At 59.8% G+C, this 19538-nt stretch carries 16 protein-coding genes; 9 read left to right on the top strand and 7 right to left on the bottom strand.

Features of this window, described 5'->3' with window-relative positions:
• Nucleotides 1-191: 191 nt before the first annotated feature.
• Both pcaK and pcaR read right to left on the bottom strand, forming a co-directional pair.
• Nucleotides 192-1532, bottom strand: coding sequence for a 4-hydroxybenzoate transporter PcaK (gene pcaK, locus AC4PS7_RS03410; protein WP_010212334.1), 1341 nt, complete (start codon nt 1530-1532; stop codon nt 192-194).
• A gap of 145 nt (nt 1533-1677) precedes the next feature.
• Complete coding sequence (pcaR, locus tag AC4PS7_RS03405) at nt 1678-2520, bottom strand: pca regulon transcriptional regulator PcaR (protein ID WP_010212335.1); 843 nt, start codon at nt 2518-2520, stop codon at nt 1678-1680.
• Between the two features lie 547 nt (nt 2521-3067).
• On the opposite strand from pcaR, the gene AC4PS7_RS03400 reads away from it, so the two are divergent.
• Entirely contained in the window at nt 3068-3268 is a 201-nt protein-coding gene (locus AC4PS7_RS03400) for a hypothetical protein (protein ID WP_003189295.1), read from the top strand.
• Between the two features lie 313 nt (nt 3269-3581).
• Nucleotides 3582-5057, top strand: a complete 1476-nt coding sequence (locus tag AC4PS7_RS03395; RefSeq protein ID WP_010212339.1) for an inorganic phosphate transporter — start codon at nt 3582-3584, stop codon at nt 5055-5057.
• Between the two features lie 169 nt (nt 5058-5226).
• On the opposite strand, the gene ccoM is transcribed toward AC4PS7_RS03395, so the two are convergent.
• A complete protein-coding gene (gene ccoM, locus AC4PS7_RS03390; protein WP_010212341.1) occupies nt 5227-5343 on the bottom strand; it encodes a cytochrome c oxidase subunit CcoM in 117 nt (38 codons plus the stop codon).
• Between the two features lie 143 nt (nt 5344-5486).
• Entirely contained in the window at nt 5487-5648 is a 162-nt protein-coding gene (locus AC4PS7_RS03385) for a hypothetical protein (RefSeq protein ID WP_010212343.1), read from the bottom strand.
• 131 nt (nt 5649-5779) lie between these two features.
• On the opposite strand from AC4PS7_RS03385, the gene AC4PS7_RS03380 reads away from it, so the two are divergent.
• From AC4PS7_RS03380 to AC4PS7_RS03370, 3 genes are all read left to right on the top strand, one after another.
• Entirely contained in the window at nt 5780-6646 is an 867-nt protein-coding gene (locus AC4PS7_RS03380; RefSeq protein ID WP_010212345.1) for a LysR substrate-binding domain-containing protein, read from the top strand.
• A gap of 90 nt (nt 6647-6736) precedes the next feature.
• Entirely contained in the window at nt 6737-7207 is a 471-nt protein-coding gene (locus AC4PS7_RS03375) for a RidA family protein (protein WP_010212347.1), read from the top strand.
• Complete coding sequence (locus AC4PS7_RS03370; protein ID WP_042570686.1) at nt 7204-8385, top strand: aminotransferase class V-fold PLP-dependent enzyme; 1182 nt, start codon at nt 7204-7206, stop codon at nt 8383-8385. Before AC4PS7_RS03375 ends, AC4PS7_RS03370 begins: the two co-directional genes overlap by 4 nt.
• On the opposite strand, the gene AC4PS7_RS03365 is transcribed toward AC4PS7_RS03370, so the two are convergent.
• A complete protein-coding gene (locus tag AC4PS7_RS03365; RefSeq protein ID WP_010212350.1) occupies nt 8382-8723 on the bottom strand; it encodes a hypothetical protein in 342 nt (113 codons plus the stop codon). The genes AC4PS7_RS03370 and AC4PS7_RS03365 overlap by 4 nt on opposite strands.
• A gap of 219 nt (nt 8724-8942) precedes the next feature.
• Between AC4PS7_RS03365 and rapA the strand changes: the two genes are divergently transcribed.
• Nucleotides 8943-11789 carry an RNA polymerase-associated protein RapA gene (gene rapA / locus AC4PS7_RS03360; RefSeq protein ID WP_492179057.1) on the top strand — a complete coding sequence of 949 codons (2847 nt, stop codon included), beginning with the start codon at nt 8943-8945 and terminating at the stop codon, nt 11787-11789.
• A 179-nt stretch (nt 11790-11968) separates the two neighbouring features.
• Here rapA and AC4PS7_RS03355 read toward each other — a convergent pair whose 3' ends face one another.
• Nucleotides 11969-13315 (bottom strand): spinster family MFS transporter, encoded by a 1347-nt coding sequence (locus AC4PS7_RS03355; RefSeq protein ID WP_021492383.1) that lies wholly within the window; start codon nt 13313-13315, stop codon nt 11969-11971.
• 251 nt (nt 13316-13566) lie between these two features.
• On the opposite strand from AC4PS7_RS03355, the gene AC4PS7_RS03350 reads away from it, so the two are divergent.
• From AC4PS7_RS03350 to AC4PS7_RS03340, 3 genes are all read left to right on the top strand, one after another.
• Nucleotides 13567-13932 carry a YkgJ family cysteine cluster protein gene (locus tag AC4PS7_RS03350; protein ID WP_021492384.1) on the top strand — a complete coding sequence of 122 codons (366 nt, stop codon included), beginning with the start codon at nt 13567-13569 and terminating at the stop codon, nt 13930-13932.
• Between the two features lie 140 nt (nt 13933-14072).
• The gene (locus AC4PS7_RS03345) at nt 14073-16337 is read left to right on the top strand and encodes a putative bifunctional diguanylate cyclase/phosphodiesterase (protein WP_010212354.1); all 2265 of its coding nucleotides are present in this window, start codon (nt 14073-14075) and stop codon (nt 16335-16337) included.
• 204 nt (nt 16338-16541) lie between these two features.
• Nucleotides 16542-18719, top strand: a complete 2178-nt coding sequence (locus tag AC4PS7_RS03340; RefSeq protein ID WP_021492386.1) for a hypothetical protein — start codon at nt 16542-16544, stop codon at nt 18717-18719.
• Nucleotides 18720-19028: 309 nt separating this feature from the next.
• Here the strand turns inward: AC4PS7_RS03340 and AC4PS7_RS03335 are convergent, their stop codons facing one another.
• The gene (locus AC4PS7_RS03335) at nt 19029-19331 is read right to left on the bottom strand and encodes a DUF2288 domain-containing protein (protein ID WP_010212359.1); all 303 of its coding nucleotides are present in this window, start codon (nt 19329-19331) and stop codon (nt 19029-19031) included.
• Nucleotides 19332-19538 lie beyond the last annotated feature (207 nt).

The raw sequence follows: 19538 nt of genomic DNA, 5'->3' as shown, positions 1-19538 counted from the left end.
TGAGGGGGCGCCGAAGTGCTTGAAGATTAAGCCGGGGAAATGGGCCAAACAATCCGATAATCGACTCAGCGTTCGATTATCGAACGGATTGTTGCCTGGCTAATCATCTGGAGGAACGCGGTAAATGTGGGAGCTGGCTTGCCTGCAACAGCATCGCCGGCCAGCCAGCTCCCACAGGGGCAGCGGTATCCTCAGGTAGCGTCGGCGTGGCTGACCATGCCTTTGATGACGACAGCGGCGGTTGCCAACGCAGCGGGGATCACCAACGCCGTGAGCACTTGTTCGAAGTTCCAGCCCAGGCCCAGTAAGGTCGCCCCCATCCAGGCGCCGAGAATCGCGCCGAAGCGACCGATGCCAAGCATCCACGACACGCCCGTGGCGCGGCCCTGGGTCGGATAGAAACGTGCAGCCAATGAAGGCATCGCCGACTGGGCACCGTTGACGCACATCCCGGCAATCAGCACCAGGGTTGCCAGTAGGGTGATATTGCCCAGGCTCTGGCCTACCGCGTAGGCAAACACCCCGGCCAGCAGGTAGAAGCTGCCGATGACCTTGTGCGGATTGAACCTGTCCATCGCCCAGCCCACGCCCACCGCACTCAGCACGCCACCAAACTGGAACAAGGCGCCGATGAATGCGGCCTGTTCCAGGCTGGCCCCGCTGTCACGCATCAGGGTCGGCAACCAACTGGTGAGCAGATAGACGATCACCAAGCCCATGAAGTAGGTGAGCCACAGCAGCAACGTACCGGCGCTGTAGGTGCCGGAGAAGATCACCGCAAACACGTTGCGCGCCTTGACGGTTTTTTGCTCGGGTACGCTGAAGCTGGTGGCTTGGCCGACGATAACGGGATCAATGGGAGACAGGGTTTTGCGCACCTTGTCGGTGCCGCGATTGCGCACCACCAGGTAGCGTGCCGACTCCGGTAGCCACAGCATCAGCACCACCACCAGGATCAATGGCAGGATGCCGCCGATCAGCAACAAGGCATGCCAGCCAAACGCCGGGATCAACTTGGCCGAGATAAACCCGCCACCGGCCATGCCCAGGTTGAAGCCGCAGAACATACTGGTCACCAACAGCGACTTGTGGCGTTCCGGCGTGTATTCGGACAGCAGCGTCGTGGCATTCGGCATGCCGGCGCCCAGCCCCAGTCCAGTGAGAAAACGCAGCACCAACAACTGATCGACGTTGCTGCTGTAGGCGGACGCCAAGCTGAACGCGCCAAACACCAGTACCGCGCCCACCAGCACCACTTTACGGCCGAAGCGGTCGGCCAATGGTCCGGAACCCAGGGCACCAAACACCATGCCGATCAACGCGGCACTCATCACCGGGCCGAGGCTGGCGCGGTCGATGCCCCAGTCCTGAGACAGCGCCGGCGCGATAAAGCCCATGGCGGCGGTGTCGAGGCCATCGAGGAACACAATCAGGAAACACAGGATCACCACGCGCCACTGATAACGTGACAGTGGCTGAGCGTTGATGAAGGACTGAACGTCCAACGGGGTACCGACAGAAGGCTGATTCATTGTTTTTATTTCCACACCGATGGCGGGCTGACGACCTGGGGTCGTCATTATTATTGGTGCGCTTGAACAGCGCTGCCGCACATTAATAAGCCGGGGGAAACACCGTCAATTGAGCAAACCGGGATCTGTGCGGTGACCGAACAGCTTAGGCGAACAGTTGCGCGCTCAACTCACGGCTGGCGCTGAGCATGTTCGGCAGGAAGCGCTGTTCCAGCTCACTGCGGCTGACGCGTCCGGCATGGGTGCTGACGTTCAGCGCGGCCAGCACCTGACCCGATGCGTCATACACCGGCACCGCGATGGATCGCAGGCCTTGCTCCAACTCCTGGTCGACGATGCACCAGCCCTGCTGACGCACTTGTTGCAGGCATTCGAACAGCGCCGCGGGTGTGGTCAGGGTGCGGCTGGTCTTGGTTTGCAGGTCGGCATGGTCGAGGTAATCCTGCAGCGAGGCGTCGTCCAGCGCGGCAAGCAGGATGCGTCCCATGGACGTGCAATAGGCCGGCAGGCGCCCACCCACCGACAGGTCTACGGAAATCAGGCGCTGGGTAGTGGCCGAACGGGCAATGTACAGAATGTCGTCGCCTTCGAGGGTGGCCATGTTGCAGGCTTCGTGGAGCTGCTCGCTCATGCGGTCCAGATAGGGCTGGGCCGACACGGCCAACGGCGTGGAAGACAAATAGGCATGGCCGAGGGTCAGGACTTTGGGCAGCAGCGAATAGGTCCGCCCGTCGGTAGTGGCGTAGCCGAGCTTGATCAGGGTATGCAGGCAACGTCGCACGGCGGCGCGGGGGATTTCCGTGCGGTGGCTGATCTGGGCGATGGTGAGGTGGCGCTTGCGTTCCTGGAATGCCTGCACCACGGCCAGGCCGCGGGCCAGGGACGTCATGAAGTCCGGATCACCGGTAAATGCCTGGATACGCTTGGCCGGAGAGGCAACGATCGGCGGCGCTACTGACGCGAAAGAGTTGCGCAATTGATCGTTCATGTCGGGATCCTTTCTCTTATTGTCGACCGCAAGGGAGGTTCGGCTGCTATTACAAGCCGCGTCAGCCGGGATGCACAAGGCAGCGCTGACAACATTGTGCGATTATCGGACGATCATTCGATTATCGCAATTTTCCGGTTCGCGCCGTAGGCCAGCCCGCAGAATTGGGTAAAAGCAAACGGTGCTTATTAACCTGTTAAGTTGGGTAGAATTTATGACGCCAGAATTCACGCAATTACCCGCGCGACGGTGTAACAAAACGCTCACACAAAGTTGACGGTTTTTAACTTTAAGCTGATAGTGTTATTCGAACGCGCCGCTATAATGTGCGCTATGCGCAGGTTCACCTGGTTTGTTTATCAGGTCGGGGCCACGCCAGATGATGCACCCGCTGTGCATGGTCGAAACTACATGCCTTGAATGCCCCCACTAAACAAGTGGCCGCGTGTGCTTATTCCAAACTTGAACGTTTCAACTTGGAACACACGAGGACGCATTCCGGCATAAAGCTGCAACGTATTAACACTCAACTCAATTAGGTAGCAATGTGACGAAAGATGAACTGCGCGCGGAACTTGAGCGCCAGGAGCAACGTTACAAGGACGTTTACGGCGGGGAAGTCACCACCTACGCCGCCCAGCCTGAGCCTGAACGCAAACCCTGGCGCAAGCGAGCCAGCCTGCTCGACCAGGCATTTGCCCAGGAAATCCAAAAGATTGAACAAGAGCTGAAAACCGAAGAGCCATAAGCGATCCGGTCTGAGCCACAAGGTTCTGCCTCGGCTGCCGGCACATAGCCAGCAGCCGGCAACCTTGAATCCCACCACCACCGGTAAAATTTCATACAAATGTTTCAGGCGTGACGTTTTTGTGACAAAACCCCGCCCTGAGGCCTCTGCGCTTTATAAATCAAAGACTTGCCAAAGCCCCGAAAACCCTGGGATGCACGCCTTTCACGGTGTTTTTTTCGGTGAAGATTGTTACCGATGAGCAGCTAGTGCATCGATTACTGAGGTTTTCTGGCATAATCGCGCCCCCTTACGACCGGGTCAGAAAACCTTCATGATCGATTTATTCAGCGGACTGGATGCTTGGGTTCTCGTGAGCCTGTTGCTCGCCCTGGCCTTTGTCCTCGCCTTCGAGTTCATCAATGGCTTTCATGACACCGCTAACGCGGTGGCCACAGTCATCTATACCAAAGCCATGCCGCCGCACTTGGCCGTGTTCTTCTCCGGGGTGTTCAACTTCCTCGGCGTGTTGCTCGGTGGTGTCGGCGTCGCCTACGCCATCGTGCACTTGCTGCCGGTGGAGTTGCTGATCAATGTGAACACCGGCCATGGCTTGGCGATGGTCTTCTCTTTATTGGCGGCGGCGATCACCTGGAACCTGGGCACCTGGTACTTCGGTATCCCGGCTTCCAGCTCCCACACCCTGATCGGTTCGATCCTCGGTGTCGGCCTGGCCAATGCCCTGATCAACGATATTCCCCTGGCTGACGGTGTGAACTGGCAGAAAGCCGTGGATATCGGCGCCTCGCTGGTGTTCTCGCCAATGGCCGGCTTCCTGGTCGCAGCCCTGGTGCTGATCGGCCTGAAGTGGTGGCGTCCGCTGTCGAAGATGCACAAGACCCCGGACCAGCGCCGCAAGCTCGACGACAAGAAACACCCGCCGTTCTGGAACCGCTTGGTACTGGTGATTTCCGCCATGGCCGTGAGTTTCGTACACGGTTCCAACGACGGCCAGAAAGGCATCGGCCTGATCATGCTGGTGCTGATCGGTATCGTACCGGCGCAGTTCGTCCTCGACCTGGGCAGCACCACATACCAGATCGAACGTACCCGCGATGCGACCGTGCATCTGAGCCAGTTCTACCAGCGCAATAACGCCACGCTCGGTGAGTTCCTGGCCCTGGGCAAAAGCGTGAAAAATGATCTGCCGGGCAAGTTCCAGTGCAACCCGCAACAGACCGAGCCCACCATCAACGCGCTGGTCGACACCTTGAAAGGCGTGTCCGACTATCATTCGCTGACCTCTGACCAGCGTATTGAAGTGCGTCGCTATTTGCTCTGCCTGGATGACACCGCGAAAAAAGTCGGCAAGCTGCCAGGCTTGGATGCACGTGAAAAGTCCGACCTCGACAAGCTGCGCAAAGACTTGACCGCCACCACCGAGTACGCCCCGTTCTGGGTCATCCTCGCCGTTGCACTGGCCCTGGGCCTGGGCACCATGGTGGGCTGGAAGCGCGTCGTACTGACCATCGGTGAGAAGATCGGCAAGCAAGGCATGACCTATGCCCAGGGCATGTCGGCGCAGATCACCACCGCGACCATGATTGGCTTCGCCAACATCTTTGCGCTGCCGGTCTCCACCACCCACGTGCTGTCTTCCGGCGTGGCCGGCACCATGGTCGCGAATAAAAGCGGTCTGCAAGGTGGCACGGTGAAGACCATCCTGATGGCCTGGGTCCTGACCCTTCCGGCCACCGTGGCCTTGTCGGCCGGGTTGTTCTGGTTGGCATCCAAAGCGCTGGGTAGTTGATAACCTGCCTGTCATAAAAAAGGTGCGATCCGCGAGGATCGCACCTTTTTTTATGTTCGTACTTCTGCAGAAGCCGGCTCCTACAGGAAATGGCGTTAATTCGAACGCAAAAAAAAGGGCGACCGAAGTCGCCCAAAATGCCTTGCGTGCTCATGTAATCTGGAAAGACCTATGGTTTTTTACGCTTGTTCGCGTCTTTCCAGATAAAAATTCCAAATCCTACAAAAAACATCACCATGAGGCTTACAGTCAGCACTCCGGCAAACACCACATTATCGATAAACATGACCGGCCTCCTGTGCTTGCCCTGTTGCGATAGGGCTAAGTTAATGGAGAACGCGGATTGGAAAATTGACGGGGATCAATGTTGCCCGCGACGGGGCATAAAGAAGGGCAATAACTGACCTGCATCAGCAGATGCAGGCTGTTTCAACGCTTTTTTGGTTTGTTCTTCGGTTTTTTCTTCACTTTGCTGAGCGGCATTGCCTGTTCGAATGCCTGGCGCACTTCATTCAGGCGCTTGTCATTGAGGTCATGCACGCGCTTGGCACGTTCGGCATTCAGGTCGATCAGCTTGTCGTCTTCACTCATGGCTTGGCTTACGTCGTGGAGGGAATGGCCCAATAATGCGGGCTCAAGCGGCCAACGGCAAATCAGCGGGCGACAAAAGGCAAGGCATCGCACAAAATCGAGGCCTTTCCCAAACCCGGAGACGCCCTCAGGTGGCACTGCACAAGGACCTTCCGCCGTTGCTGGCACTGCGTGCCTTTGAAGCCGTGGCGCGGCATCTGAGTTTTATCAAGGCCGCCAGCGAGTTGTCGGTGACCCAGAGCGCCCTCAGCCACCAGGTGCAAAAACTTGAGCAGCACCTGGGCAAACCACTGTTTATCCGACGCACCCGCGCGATCGATCTGACCGCCGACGGCCAACAGTACTACGACGAAATCCGCCCTGCCCTCGATGCCATCGCTGCCGCCACTCGCACCCAACGGGTTGCCCCCCGCGCCACTGTCTTGCGCATCGGCTTGTTGGCCTCCTTTGCCACGCTGTGGCTGGCGCCGCGTCTGGCCGGGTTTCTAACCCGTTACCCGCATATCCAGGTTGAGTTGTTGCCGTCTATTCAACTGGCCAACGTCGCTGCGGCCGAGGTCGACCTCGCCATCCGATACGGCAAGGGAGATTGGCCTGATGTCCAGGCCACGCGACTGATGCAGGAAGTCATCTCCCCGGTGTGCAGCCCTACATTCAAAGCCATGCAGGACAGCCCACTATTAATGGCCACTTCGCACCGGCCGTTCGAGTGGACCGACTGGTCCGCGCACTACCAGGTCGACCTCGCCCACCACCCCCGCGTGATGCTGCACGACTACAACATCGTGGTCGAAGCCGCCGTGGCTGGCCAAGGTATCGCGATGGGCCGGCATCGCCTGATCGAACGCCGGCTGCAGGACGGCAGCCTGGTGGAGGCCTTCGACTGGCCGCCCTATCACAGCGACATCGGCTATTGGCTCATCGCTCCCCAGGGCAGCACCAACGAAGCCGCCGCGTGCTTCAGCCGGTGGCTGAAGGAAGTCTGCGCCGACGGGTGAGTTATTTCGATACGTTGCGTGAGATCTATCCGTTTGTCGCTCACCCAGGCAACGCACATGCTGAAACCTCCTGAACAGAGAGGATTGATCATGAGCGACTCCATCCGCCAACGCGTGCAAGCCTTGGGCCTCACGCTGCCCACCCCCAGCCAGCCGATTGCCAACTACGTCAATCATGTCATCAGCCAGAACCAGCTGTTCGTCTCCGGGCAGATTCCGCTGGTAGATGGCAAACCAGCCTACGTCGGCCGCTTGGGCGAGTCCGTCAGCGATGAAGAAGGCGCACACGCGGCGGAACTGGCAGCCCTGGGCCTGCTGGGCCAATTGAGCGATGCCTTGGGTGATGACTTGTCACGCCTGGTACGCACCGTGCGCCTGGGTGTGTTTATCGCCAGCAGCGCTGATTTCAAACAACAAAGCGTGGTCGCCAACGGCGCGTCCAATCTACTGGTCAACGCACTGGGCGAAAAAGGCCGACATGTGCGCACCGCCGTGGGTGTTTCAAGCCTGCCGGCCGGCGTGGCGGTGGAGGTTGATGCCATTTTCGAGCTGCGTCCGTGAGCCCGCTCGAAGTCCAGCGCCTGCGAGATGACACGCCGGGTTGCCAATCCGGCATCGTGCACTTCAACCCTGCCGGCGCCTCCCTGCCCAGCCAGGCAACCCTCGATGCGATCATCGAACACCTGCAACGCGAAGCCCGGGACGGCCCGATGGAAGCCGGTGAACATGGCGCCGTGCTGGTGGAAAAAGCCCGTCGCGCCGCCGCGCAATTGCTCAACGCCCCCGCTTCATCAATCGCGTTTGCCAGCAGTGGCTCGACCGCCTGGAGCCTGGCGTTTCAGGCCTTGGGGCCTTGGCAGGCGGGCGATCGTATTCTGGTGGGCCGCCATGAATGGGGTGGCAATCTGGCCAGCATGGAGCTGGCTGTACAAGCCGGTGCCCGAGTGGAAACCATCCCCTGCGATGACAGCGGCGCGGTCTGCCCGCTGGCGCTGGAATCGATGATCGATACACACGTCAAGCTGATCGACCTCACTTGGCTCCCGGCCAATGGCGGCCTGATCAACCCCGCCCAGGCCATCGGTGAAGTGGCGAGACGTCATGCCATCCCCTACTTCATCGACGCCGGCCAAGCCGTCGGCCAGGTGCCCGTGGATGTGCAGGCGTTGCAGTGCGACGTGCTCAAGTCGGCCGGACGCAAACACCTGCGCGGCCCACGGGGCACCGCACTGCTGTATGTGCGGCCGGATTTTCTTGAACAGTTGAACCCGGCCCAGCGTGACGTATTTTCAGCGCCATGGACTGCCCGGGGGTTTGACCTGCGCAATGACGCCCGTCGCTTCGAAACCAGCGAGACCTCCTTCGCCTTACTGGCTGGCCTGGGCAACGCATTGCAAGAGATGAATCGTCTGGGCATCGAGCGCGTCTGGGAAAGGGTGTCGCAAACCGCCGAGCAAATCCGCGACGCATTGCGTGGGATTGCGGGTATTACCCTGCATGACCTGGGCACCCATCAATCAGGCTTGATCGCCTTCAACCTGGCGGGGTGGGATGCCTTCGAACTGAAACGGCGACTGGGCTTGAAGCGCATCAATATCGGCGCCAACGGCGTGGCCTACACGCCACTGGATATGCAGGCGCGGGGCCTGGAAAGCGTGGCGCGGGTCTCGGTCAGCCCGCTCAACACCGAGCACGATATCGAGTTGTTGATCGCGGCCCTGCGCGAGTTGTGCGACTAAACCTCGACGTCCACCCACAAGCCCTGGCGCGGGGCATCTTCGATCAGCGGCACCACCGGCACGGTGTTGTCGGCATTGAGCACATCCCCCGGAATGGCCAGGTGCTGCTCCGGGTCTTCATCGGCCTCACGCCGGCGTTTCTGTTGTTCCTGCTGGCGGCGTTGTTCTTCGCGCAGCAAAAAGGTCGACGTCTCGGCGTCGCCTTTTTTCAGGTCGATGGTGCTCTCGTTGGAGCCGGGTTGAACTGGCACCACGGGCGGGATATCCGGCTTCTGTCGCACCGGATCGAGTTGTGACGTGACCGGCACAACGCTGACGGGCAGCATGGGTGGCAGCATAGTGATTATTCTCCTGATCAACAGGCTGTCGGCGGGTTGCCGGGCGACTTGAGCGCAGGCTCGCCAACCTGTGACCCAGTCGACACTGTCAAGTGCCCGCCACCCGTCGATTCGACTTCCGATACGCCGCGCCAACGGAGTAGTTTTTCTCAGAGTCCTTGGGCGTGGGGGCTTGTTCCGTTAAGATAGTCGGCTTTTTCACGGCGGGAGTCAGGCAGCATGGCGCAGCAGTATCAACCGGGGCAACGCTGGATTAGTGACAGCGAAGCAGAGCTGGGGTTAGGCACCGTTCTGGCACAGGACGGCCGCTTATTGACCGTGCTCTATCCGGCCACTGGCGACACTCGCCAGTATGCGCTACGGAATGCGCCCCTCACTCGCGTGAGGTTTTCGCCGGGTGACAGCATCACCCACTTCGAAGGCTGGAAAATGACCGTTCAGGAAGTCGACGATGTCGACGGCTTGCTGGTGTACCACGGCCTCAATGGGCAGAACGAGCAGGTCACCCTGCCGGAAACCCAACTCTCGAACTTCATCCAGTTCCGCCTGGCCAGCGACCGCCTGTTCGCCGGGCAGATCGACCCGCTGGCCTGGTTCTCGCTGCGCTACCACACCCTGGAACACACCAGCCGCCAATTGCAGTCCTCGTTGTGGGGCTTGGGTGGCGTGCGTGCACAACCGATCGCGCACCAGTTGCACATCGCCCGTGAGGTCGCTGACCGTATCGCGCCACGGGTATTGCTGGCTGACGAAGTGGGCTTGGGCAAGACCATCGAAGCCGGCCTGGTGATCCATCGCCAACTGCTGTCGGGCCGCGCCAACCGCGTGCTGATCCTGGTCCCGGAAAACCTGCAGCACCAATGGCTGGTGGAAATGCGCCGCCGCTTCAACCTGCAGGTTGCGCTGTTCGACGAAGAACGCTTTATCGAAAGCGATGCCACCAACCCGTTCGAAGACACCCAACTGGCTCTGGTTGCGCTGGAATGGCTGGTGGACGACGAAAAGGCCCAGGACGCGCTGTTCGCCGCCGGTTGGGACCTGTTGGTGGTCGATGAAGCTCACCATCTGGTATGGCATGAAGACAAGGTCAGCCCGGAATACGCGCTGGTCGAGCAACTGGCCGAAGTGATCCCTGGCGTATTGCTGCTCACCGCCACCCCGGAGCAATTGGGCCAGGACAGCCACTTCGCGCGTCTGCGCCTGCTCGACCCGAATCGCTTCCACGACCTGCAAGCCTTCCGCGCCGAGAGCGAGAACTATCGCCCGGTCGCCGAAGCCGTGCAGGAGCTGCTGGACAAAGGTCGTCTCTCCCCTGCCGCGCACAAGACCATCCAGGGTTTCCTCGGCAACGAATGTGAAGCGCTGCTGACCGCCGTCAACGATGGCGACACCGAAGCCAGCGCACGCCTGGTACGCGAGCTGCTCGACCGCCACGGCACGGGCCGCGTGCTGTTTCGCAACACCCGTGCCGCTGTGCAAGGTTTCCCAGAGCGCAAACTGCACGCCTACCCGCTGCCGAACCCGGACGAATACCTCGAGTTGCCGCTGGGCGAACACGCCGAACTGTACCCGGAAGTCAGCTTCCAGTCGCAGCCGGACATCGAAGAAGAAAACCGCTGGTGGCGCTTCGACCCGCGCGTCGAATGGCTGATCGACCAGCTGAAAATGCTCAAGCGCACCAAGGTCCTGGTGATCTGCGCCCACGCCGAAACCGCCATGGACCTGGAAGACGCCCTGCGCGTGCGCTCCGGCATTCCGGCCACGGTGTTCCACGAGGGCATGAACATCCTCGAGCGTGACCGCGCCGCCGCTTACTTCGCCGATGAAGAGTTTGGCGCCCAAGTGCTGATCTGTTCGGAAATCGGCAGTGAAGGCCGTAACTTCCAGTTCTCCCACCACCTGGTGCTGTTCGACCTGCCGTCCCACCCCGATTTGCTGGAACAGCGCATCGGCCGACTGGACCGGATCGGCCAGAAACACGTGATCGAACTGCACGTGCCGTACCTGGAAACCAGCCCGCAAGAGCGCCTGTTCCAGTGGTACCACGAAGCGCTCAACGCCTTCCTCAACACCTGCCCGACCGGCAACGCCTTGCAGCATCAGTTCGGCCCACGCCTGCTGCCGCTGCTGGAAAACGCCGATGACGGCGAGTGGCAAGCCTTGATCGACGAGGCCCGCGCCGAGCGTGAGCGCCTGGAAGAAGAACTGCACACCGGTCGCGACCGCCTGCTGGAACTCAACTCCGGCGGCGCGGGTGAAGGCGATGCACTGGTGGAAGACATCCTTGAGCAAGACGACCAATTCGCCCTGCCGATCTACATGGAAACCCTGTTCGACGCCTTCGGCATCGACAGCGAAGACCATTCGGAAAACGCGCTGATCCTCAAGCCCAGCGAAAAGATGCTCGACGCCAGTTTCCCCCTGGGTGACGACGAAGGTGTGACCATCACCTACGACCGTAACCAGGCGCTGTCCCGTGAAGACATGCAGTTCATCACCTGGGAACACCCGATGGTGCAGGGCGGCATGGACCTGGTGTTGTCCGGTTCCATGGGCAACACCGCCGTGGCGCTGATCAAGAACAAGGCGCTGAAGCCTGGCACCGTGTTGCTGGAACTGCTCTACGTCAGCGAAGTGGTTGCCCCGCGCTCGCTGCAACTGGGCCGTTACCTGCCGCCGGCAGCCCTGCGCTGCCTGCTGGATGCCAATGGCAACGACCTGTCGAGCCGTGTGTCTTTCGTGACCCTCAACGACCAATTGGAAAGCGTGCCACGGGCCAGCGCCAACAAGTTCATCCAGGCCCAGCGCGACCAGCTGACGCCACGGATCAACGCGGGCGAAGAGAAGATCACCCCGCAACATGCCGAGCGCGTGGCCGAGGCCAAGCGTCGCCTGGCGGCGGACACCGACGAAGAACTGGCACGCCTGACCGCCTTGCAAGCGGTCAACCCGACTGTGCGCGACAGCGAGCTGGTGGCCCTGCGCACCCAACGCGAGCAAGGCCTGGCCATGCTGGATAAGGCGGCGCTGCGACTGGAAGCGATTCGGGTTCTGGTAGCAGGTTAATCGTGGTTTGAAGCACAAAAAAGGCCCGCGCAATGCGGGCCTTTTTCGTTTGTCGCGGCCCCGGTGTTGTGGGTGCCGGCCTCTTCGCAAGCAAGCCAGCTCCCACATTTGACCGAGTTGCCATGTCGATAACCGTTCAATGTGGGAGCTGGCTCGCCTGCGAAGGGGTCAACCCGATCTCAGGCGGGAACCCCGGCAGCCGGCACCTGCACGTCCCCCAATCCTTCCTTCATCTTCTTGGCATCGCGCACAAAGCTGCGCGACGCCTGGAACAGAAACAGCATGGTCAAGAACAGCGCCACCGGGATCAGGTACATGGCGTCATGCAACCCCACCGCTTTATACGCTTCGGTCATCTGCTCCGCCCCCGCTGCGTACATCGCCGAATGGGCAAAATGATCGGAGAGCCCGCCCACCACGATCGGCCCCATTCCACCCCCCAACAAGTACAACCCGGCAAAAAACAGCGCCATCGCCGTGGCGCGCAGGCGCGGTTCGACCACGTCCTGAATCGCCGTGTACACGCAGGTGTAGAAGTTATAGGCAAACAACCAGCCCACGCTGAACAGCGCCACGAACACACCAATCTCAATGCGCCCGGCGTGCAACGCCCAGGCGGTGGTCACGGTGGAGATAATCAGGCTGAACGCGGCGAACAACAGCCGACCATTGGCAACCCGCTGATGGATCTTGTCGGCGACCCAGCCCCCCAACGTCAGGCCCACCAGGCCGGTCAAACCGACGATCACGCCAGTGGCGACGGCGGCTTCCTGCAACGGCATCAGGAAATAACGCTGCAGCATCGGCACCAGGAACGAGTTGCAGGCATAGGTCGCAAAGTTGAAGCACAACCCGGCCAGCACCAGCCACAGAAAGGTCGGCACCGCCAACACACGGCGGATCGGGCGGTCGACGCGTTCTTGGGACACCTGCACGGTTTCGGCGGCGCCGCGCTTGGGCTCCTTGATATAGAACATGAACACCGCCAGGATCATGCCCGGTACCGCCGCAATAAAGAACGGTGCGCGCCAGCTGTCGAACGCCTTGACCATCCAGCCGATGGTAAAGAATGCCAGCAACAGCCCCAACGGCAGGCCCAGCATGAAAATGCCCATGGCCCGCGCGCGACGGTGCGCCGGAAACAGGTCGCCAATCAGCGAGTTGGCCGCCGGTGCATAGCTGGCTTCGCCAATGCCGATGCCCATGCGCACCAACAGAAACGTCCAGAAACTGCCGACCATGCCATTGACCGCCGTCAGCCCGCTCCAGGCGAACAAGCCCCAGCCCATCAGTTTGCTGCGCGAGCCGGTATCGGCCAGGCGCCCGAGGGGCAAGCCGGCAATGGCGTAGACGATGGTGAAGGCGGTGCCGATGATGCCGAGCTGGAAGTCGCTCAGGTGCCATTCCATGCGGATTGGCTCGATGATGATCGCCGGAATCGTGCGATCGAAGAAATTGAACAGGTTGGCGAGGAACAGCAGGAACAGAATGCGCCAGGCATTCGCCGCTTGGGTCGAGTTCTGCATGGGTCCGTCTCTTTTATTGTTATGAGAGCTGCGATGCCCGATGCATCCTGCCCGGTACCTGCAACATAGTCAGACAGCACCCGGTTGTCTGTAATGATTCGTAAAGCTGATAGGGCATGATTTCGCCCGGCAGCACGGGACTTCGCCCACAAAAATATAAGTGCCTGCCCCCCTTCCCAACGGCCATGGCCCGGATAGAATGGCGAGCCTTCCGTAACACCCCAACCCTACTTTTCTTATCGATGACGCCCATGTCCGAAGCCAGTCCGTGTCTGAATTGCGGTGCCTGCTGTTCACACTTTCGTGTGTCTTTCTTTTGGGGAGAGTGCGCCTCGTCGGGGGGCACGGTGCCCGATGACCTGGTGGTGCAGATCAACCCCACCCGCGTGGCGATGATCGGCACCGATCAGAAGCCGGCGCGCTGCTGCAGCCTTGAAGGAGAAGTGGGCCAAGGCACCCGCTGCACGATTTACGAACAACGCTCCAGTGTGTGCCGCGAATTCGAGGCCTCCTGGTATGGGGGCGAACACAACGCCGATTGCGATGCAGCCCGCGCCGCGTTTGGCCTGGCGCCTCTGGAAGCACCGTTCGAACTGGACCTGCCCATCAGCGCTTAGCATCAAACGCTATGGGTGGCATGCCAAAATCGTAGAGAATCAAAGTGCCATTACTCCTTGGCGAATTCTCCTAGCCGTCTACACTCGTCCTCATTGGTCATCGCCGTAGGCAGTGACGTGACGCTATGACGGGACATGCTATGGAATGGCTGGGTCTGCATTTTTTTACCGAACTTCCAGCGAGCGGGCACTTATTACTCAATTGCAGTCATAACCCCTTCCTGGTGTTGCTCGCCTACCTGGTTGCGTGTGCGGCGGGCTTTGGCACACTGGACATGGCCGAACGCGTCGGCCATGTCGAAGACCCTACCGCGCGGCGCCATTGGCGCTGGCTCGGTGCCGGTTGCCTGGCAGGCGGGATCTGGTCCACCCATTTCATCAGCATGCTGGCCTTCCAGGCCCCGATTGTGATCCATTACGAACTGTTCATGACGTTCGCATCCTTGCTGATCGCGCTGATCGCGTCGTTGATCGCCATGCAAACCCTCAGTCACTCCAACCTGCGCTTTCACCAGTATTTGCTGGCGTCCATCTGGATGGGCATCGGCATCGCCTTGATGCATTACGTTGGCATGTCGGCCATGCGCTCCCAGGCCCAGATGTATTTCGATTCGGGACTGTTCCTGGCCTCGGTTGGCATTGCCATGGGTGCCAGCCTCGCGGCGTTGTTGCTGTCGAGTTACCTGCGCACGGGCACGGGCGTGTTCCATCAACTGCTCAAATACGCCGCCAGCCTGGTCTTGGGCGCGGGGATCCTGAGCATGCATTTTACGGGCATGGCCGCTCTGCAATTAATCGTCCCCACCGGCGCTGACCTCTCACTGGCAGTGGATAACAACCCCATTCAACTGGGCCTGTCGGTGGCCGTCATCACCCTGCTGGTGATCGGCAGCAGCATCAGCGCCGCTCTGGCCGACAAGAAACTGCAGCACAAGGAACGTGACCTGCGCCGGGTCAATGCACTGCTCAGCGAACTGGACCAGGCTCGCGCCTCGCTGCAACAAGTAGCCCATTACGACGCCCTGACCAGCCTGCTCAATCGCCGAGGGTTCAACCAGATTTTTGCGGAGAAGCTCGCCGAAAAAACCGCCTCCAACGGCATGATGGCCGTGATATTCCTCGATATTGATCACTTCAAGCGCATCAATGACAGCCTCGGGCATGACGCCGGCGACCAGTTACTCAGCGTGCTGGCCGGGCATATCAAGGGCTCGGTGCGCAGCCACGCGGATGTGGTCGCACGGTTTGGCGGCGATGAGTTTTGCATCCTGATCAGCATTCACCACCGCGACGAAGCCCGGCACCTGGCCCAGCGCATCATGCAACAGATGAAAGAGCCCATCGAATTGGCCGGCCGACGCATGGTGATGACCACTAGCATTGGTATCAGCCTGTTCCCCGACGACGGCCTGACTTGCGAAGAACTGCTGAAAACCGCCGATCTGGCGCTGTACCAGTCCAAGGATGCCGGGCGCAACAATCTCAACTTTTTCAGTTCCAACCTGAAAACTCGCGCCTTCCTCGAACTGCAACTGGAAGAGGAATTACGCGGAGCGCTGCGCACCCATAACCAACTGGTGTTGTTCTATCAACCGATCTTCGACATGAAATTGGGCAAGGTCACGCGGCTCGAAGCCCTAGTGCGCTGGCAACATCCACAGCACGGCTTGCTGGCCCCGGACCGCTTTATCGGCATCGCCGAAAGCAACGGCCTGATTGCCGAACTGGACCATTGGGTGTTGCGCCAAGCCTGTCATGACCTGAGCCTGCTGGCTGACCGCGGCTACACCGACTTGACCATGTCAGTGAACTGCTCGGCCCTTAACCTGGCGCGCGATGAGCTGGCGGATGAAATCGAAGACGCGTTGCGCTTCAGCGGGATCGGCGCCAACCGCCTGGAGCTGGAAGTCACCGAAAACGCACTGATGGGCAACATCAGCAGCACCTTGGCGTTGCTGCGGCAGATCCGCGCGCTGGGCGTGTCGCTGGCCATCGACGACTTCGGCACGGGCTACTCGTCCCTCGCTTATCTCAAACGCTTGCCACTCAACACCCTGAAGATAGACCGCTCGTTTATCCAGGACATTCCCAAGTCCACCGCCGATATCGAGATCGTCCAGGCGGTGATCGGCATGGCTCACACCCTGCACTTGCAGGTGGTGACCGAAGGCGTGGAAACCCAGGCCCAATTCGAGGTGCTACTCAAGCATGGCTGCGATTTCGTGCAGGGTTACCTGCTAAGTCCGGCGGTGCCGGCCAGTGAGATCATCGGCGTGATGCAGGGCATCAACCAGCGCAACCCTCTCCCTGCGCACAGAGGGGTGGGCAGCAAGGACAGCAGTTCGACGAAAGACCCCTCCCCAAACCGTGGCAGCTCCACGTCGATCGTCAGGCCAATTCGTTGACGTCGAATCCTTGGCATTTAGCCATCATTTGCCTAAAGAACCCCGACAAACGGCCGATTCATCAGAGTCCGGCCAGGTTTTCCCTGAAAACACTCGGGTTTAGCCCACTCGCCCAGGACAAGGACGCGCAGTAAAGTCGCGAACTCCCACTCCGTGATGGCTACTTGATACTCTTTAGCCGTCCGCCCAGGCACATGGCGCACAATGACCTCTAAAAATAACTCTGCCACCCTGGTATCCGACGTGTTGCCCCCAGCGCCTGCGGACAAACCCTCAGGTTCAACGTCATTGAGCACCACCCGCCCGTCGGCCACCCAGCAATACCTGTACTTCACCGAAACCAATACCGACCGCATTCTCGACAACCTCGACGGCCTGCGCGACATGGTGTTCCCGCGCCCGCCCCACTTGGAAGGCGATACCGACCCGCGCAACGAGCAGGAATTTCCCTCGGTATGCCTGATCGGCCTGGGCCGCTGCGGTTCGAACATCGCACTGGACGTGGCGGAGTTGGTGTACAACGCGCGCAAGTTCTACCTGAACGAATTCAGCAACGAAGACAAATCGCAGGACAAGGGCTACAGCCCGGCCCAGTGGATCCGCAACAATCTGCGCCTGGGCGGCGGCAAGGCCAGCAAACCTGTGTTCCTGGTGGAGCCGCTGGTCATGCTCGGCGACCTGGACAAGGACATCGCCGGGCGCATCCGTTTCTCGCGCAAGGGCGAAAAAAGCGGCTTCCTGCGCGACTACAGCAAAATGAAGATCATGGACTTGTCGGAGGTCCATGCCGGTGGTGCCGGTAACGCGCCGATCCTCGGCCAGTACCTGGCCAAGATCATCCTCAACAAAGACACCCAGCGCTTTTCCAGCCCCGATTGGAAGATGATCCACTCGTACCTGATCGACTCTTGCGGTATCAAAGCCAACCAGTCGCGCCTGTACTTCTCGATCTTCAGCGCCGGCGGCGGCACCGGTTCGGGCATGGCCTCCGAATTCGGCCTGGCCCAGCAGCACTCGTACATGAACAAAACGTTCGACACCAAGCCCGCCGACGAGCACGACAGCAAAAGCGGCCATGCCTTTGTGTTCGAGCCGATCTTCACCAGCGGCATCTGCGTGCTGCCGAATATTTCCGACCACCGCAGTGAAATGTCCGAGGCGCTGCACATCAACGCCGGGCGACTGCTGTGCAAATACCTGTCGGAAGAATGGGATTTCTCGTACAACTTTGCCAACGAAGACAGCAGCGAAGCCAGCGTGAAGGGGCGTATCCGGCCGTGGAACGCGATGATGCTGATCTCCAACGACATCATGCGTTATGCCGAAGAAAGCGATGACGGCAATATCCAGAACATTGACGTCAATGCGATGGAAAAACACGCCAACCAGTACATTTCCCAGCAGATCTTCAACATCCTCACGGCCCAGGCCGTGACCACCGACTACGACCAGAACTACTTCCGTCGTGCCGGTATCGACATCGGCGAAACCATTCGCCTGGATGCCAACGACCTGTTCATGAGCCTGGCCGGCCCGGTGGCGATTGCCTATGCCGAATCCGTCGTCCCGGAAACCCCGGCGCCGTCGAGCGACAAGTTCAAGGTATTCGACAAAGAGCCGCAGCGCCTGAACATCGACGACCTGTTCTTCCGCTCCATCGACCTGCCGCACTTCAACAAGGTCACCCAAGCCATCGAAGGCATCAGCCTGCTGCCGATCGAGTCCAAGCGCTACAAGGCGTCGCTGGAGCAGTACAAGAATTCGGGCTACGACGCGGCCGCGTTGCACGACCTGCACTTCTTCAAAAACTGTTCGTCGGTGGTGTCGATCGTTTCATTGCCCAAGGACTACAAGCTGTCCTACATGGACCTGAACCGGCTCAAGACCCACCTCAACAGCCTGTTCCCCAATACCACCCTCAAGCGCTATGCCTTGGTGATCGGCGCTTCGGCCAACTTGTCGCTGACCACCCTGATCGCCAAGAGCCCGTGCCTGTCGGACGACTTTCTTACGCTGATCGTGGCATTCATCAAACGTTGCTTTGCGCGCAACCCGTACCGCTTCGATGACACGCTGGACAATTCGATCCTGGACTTCATCATCCACGAGGACTTCGACGAAGACCGTATCGACGAGCTGCTCAACGAGTTCGAAAACCCGGCGAAGATCCTCGATACCAACTGGTACGCGATCAAACCGATGTATGAGAAGAAGTACCGCGAGTTGATCAACGACAAAGAGAAGTTTGTGTCGATCAATGACATCCGCCTGTCACGGGATTGCGTGAAGAAGGCGATCAAGTACCTGCGCGAGATTTACCGTCACCGGATTGGCAAGACCAAGGTTATTTCGTTGAATAACCATACCGGGAAAACCGCCTAGGCCGCGTTGCCCTCTTCGCGAGCAAGCCCGCTCCCACAGTTGACCGTGTGCATCCTGCACAAATGCGGTCGCATGTGGGAGCGGGCTTGCTCGCGAATGCGGCAGTCCAGACAACAGATACCTTCAGTCCTGGCACACCTGGAAACAATTGCGCAGCGATTCGGCCAGCGCCCTAACTGTTCCCATGACGTGCACGTCACCCTCACCTGTGACCTTTCTCTACGGCAACGTGCCATCACGGCGTCAGCAGTTACTCCGCTACACACTTAAGACAGCAAAAACCACGCACCTTTTTCGTGCAATCTTTTCTTACACTGCCCTTTCCTGGATCAGAATCCACGGCGATACCACCACCGCCCACAGGCTCGGATCACGCTCAACCAGGTCCAATGCCCGCGTCGCAGACACTTCGCCAAGGCTCCCGGCAGCCAGCCAGGCAGCGACTTTGTCGCGATTATCTTCGGCCATGCCTTCGGCGGCCTCGATCAAATCCAGGCCGGCGTCGACCCACAATAGGGCACCCTTGGCAAAGAACGGCTCAAGCTCCTTCCAGGATATTTCGGCGGTTTCACCGAGCAGCTTGGCATAGAGGGTGCTAGGTTCTTGCGTCATGGGAGTTCACCTTGGGAAAAAATCGGCGCAATCATAGCGTCACACCTCAAGCAGAAAAACCCAGTTGCAAATGAGTCACCGATAGAAAGTGTCAGGAAAGCCAAGGATTGCCTGAAACTCCGGCATAACCCCGCCGCAATTCTGTCTTTTTCTTTCATTTAAGCGACATACCCGGGTTTTGCCCCCAGCAGCCAGCTTTTCAAGCGA

The sequence above is a fragment of the Pseudomonas sp. DW-iso3 genome, from assembly GCF_058725305.1.
This window is presented reverse-complemented; position numbering and strand designations above follow the sequence as displayed.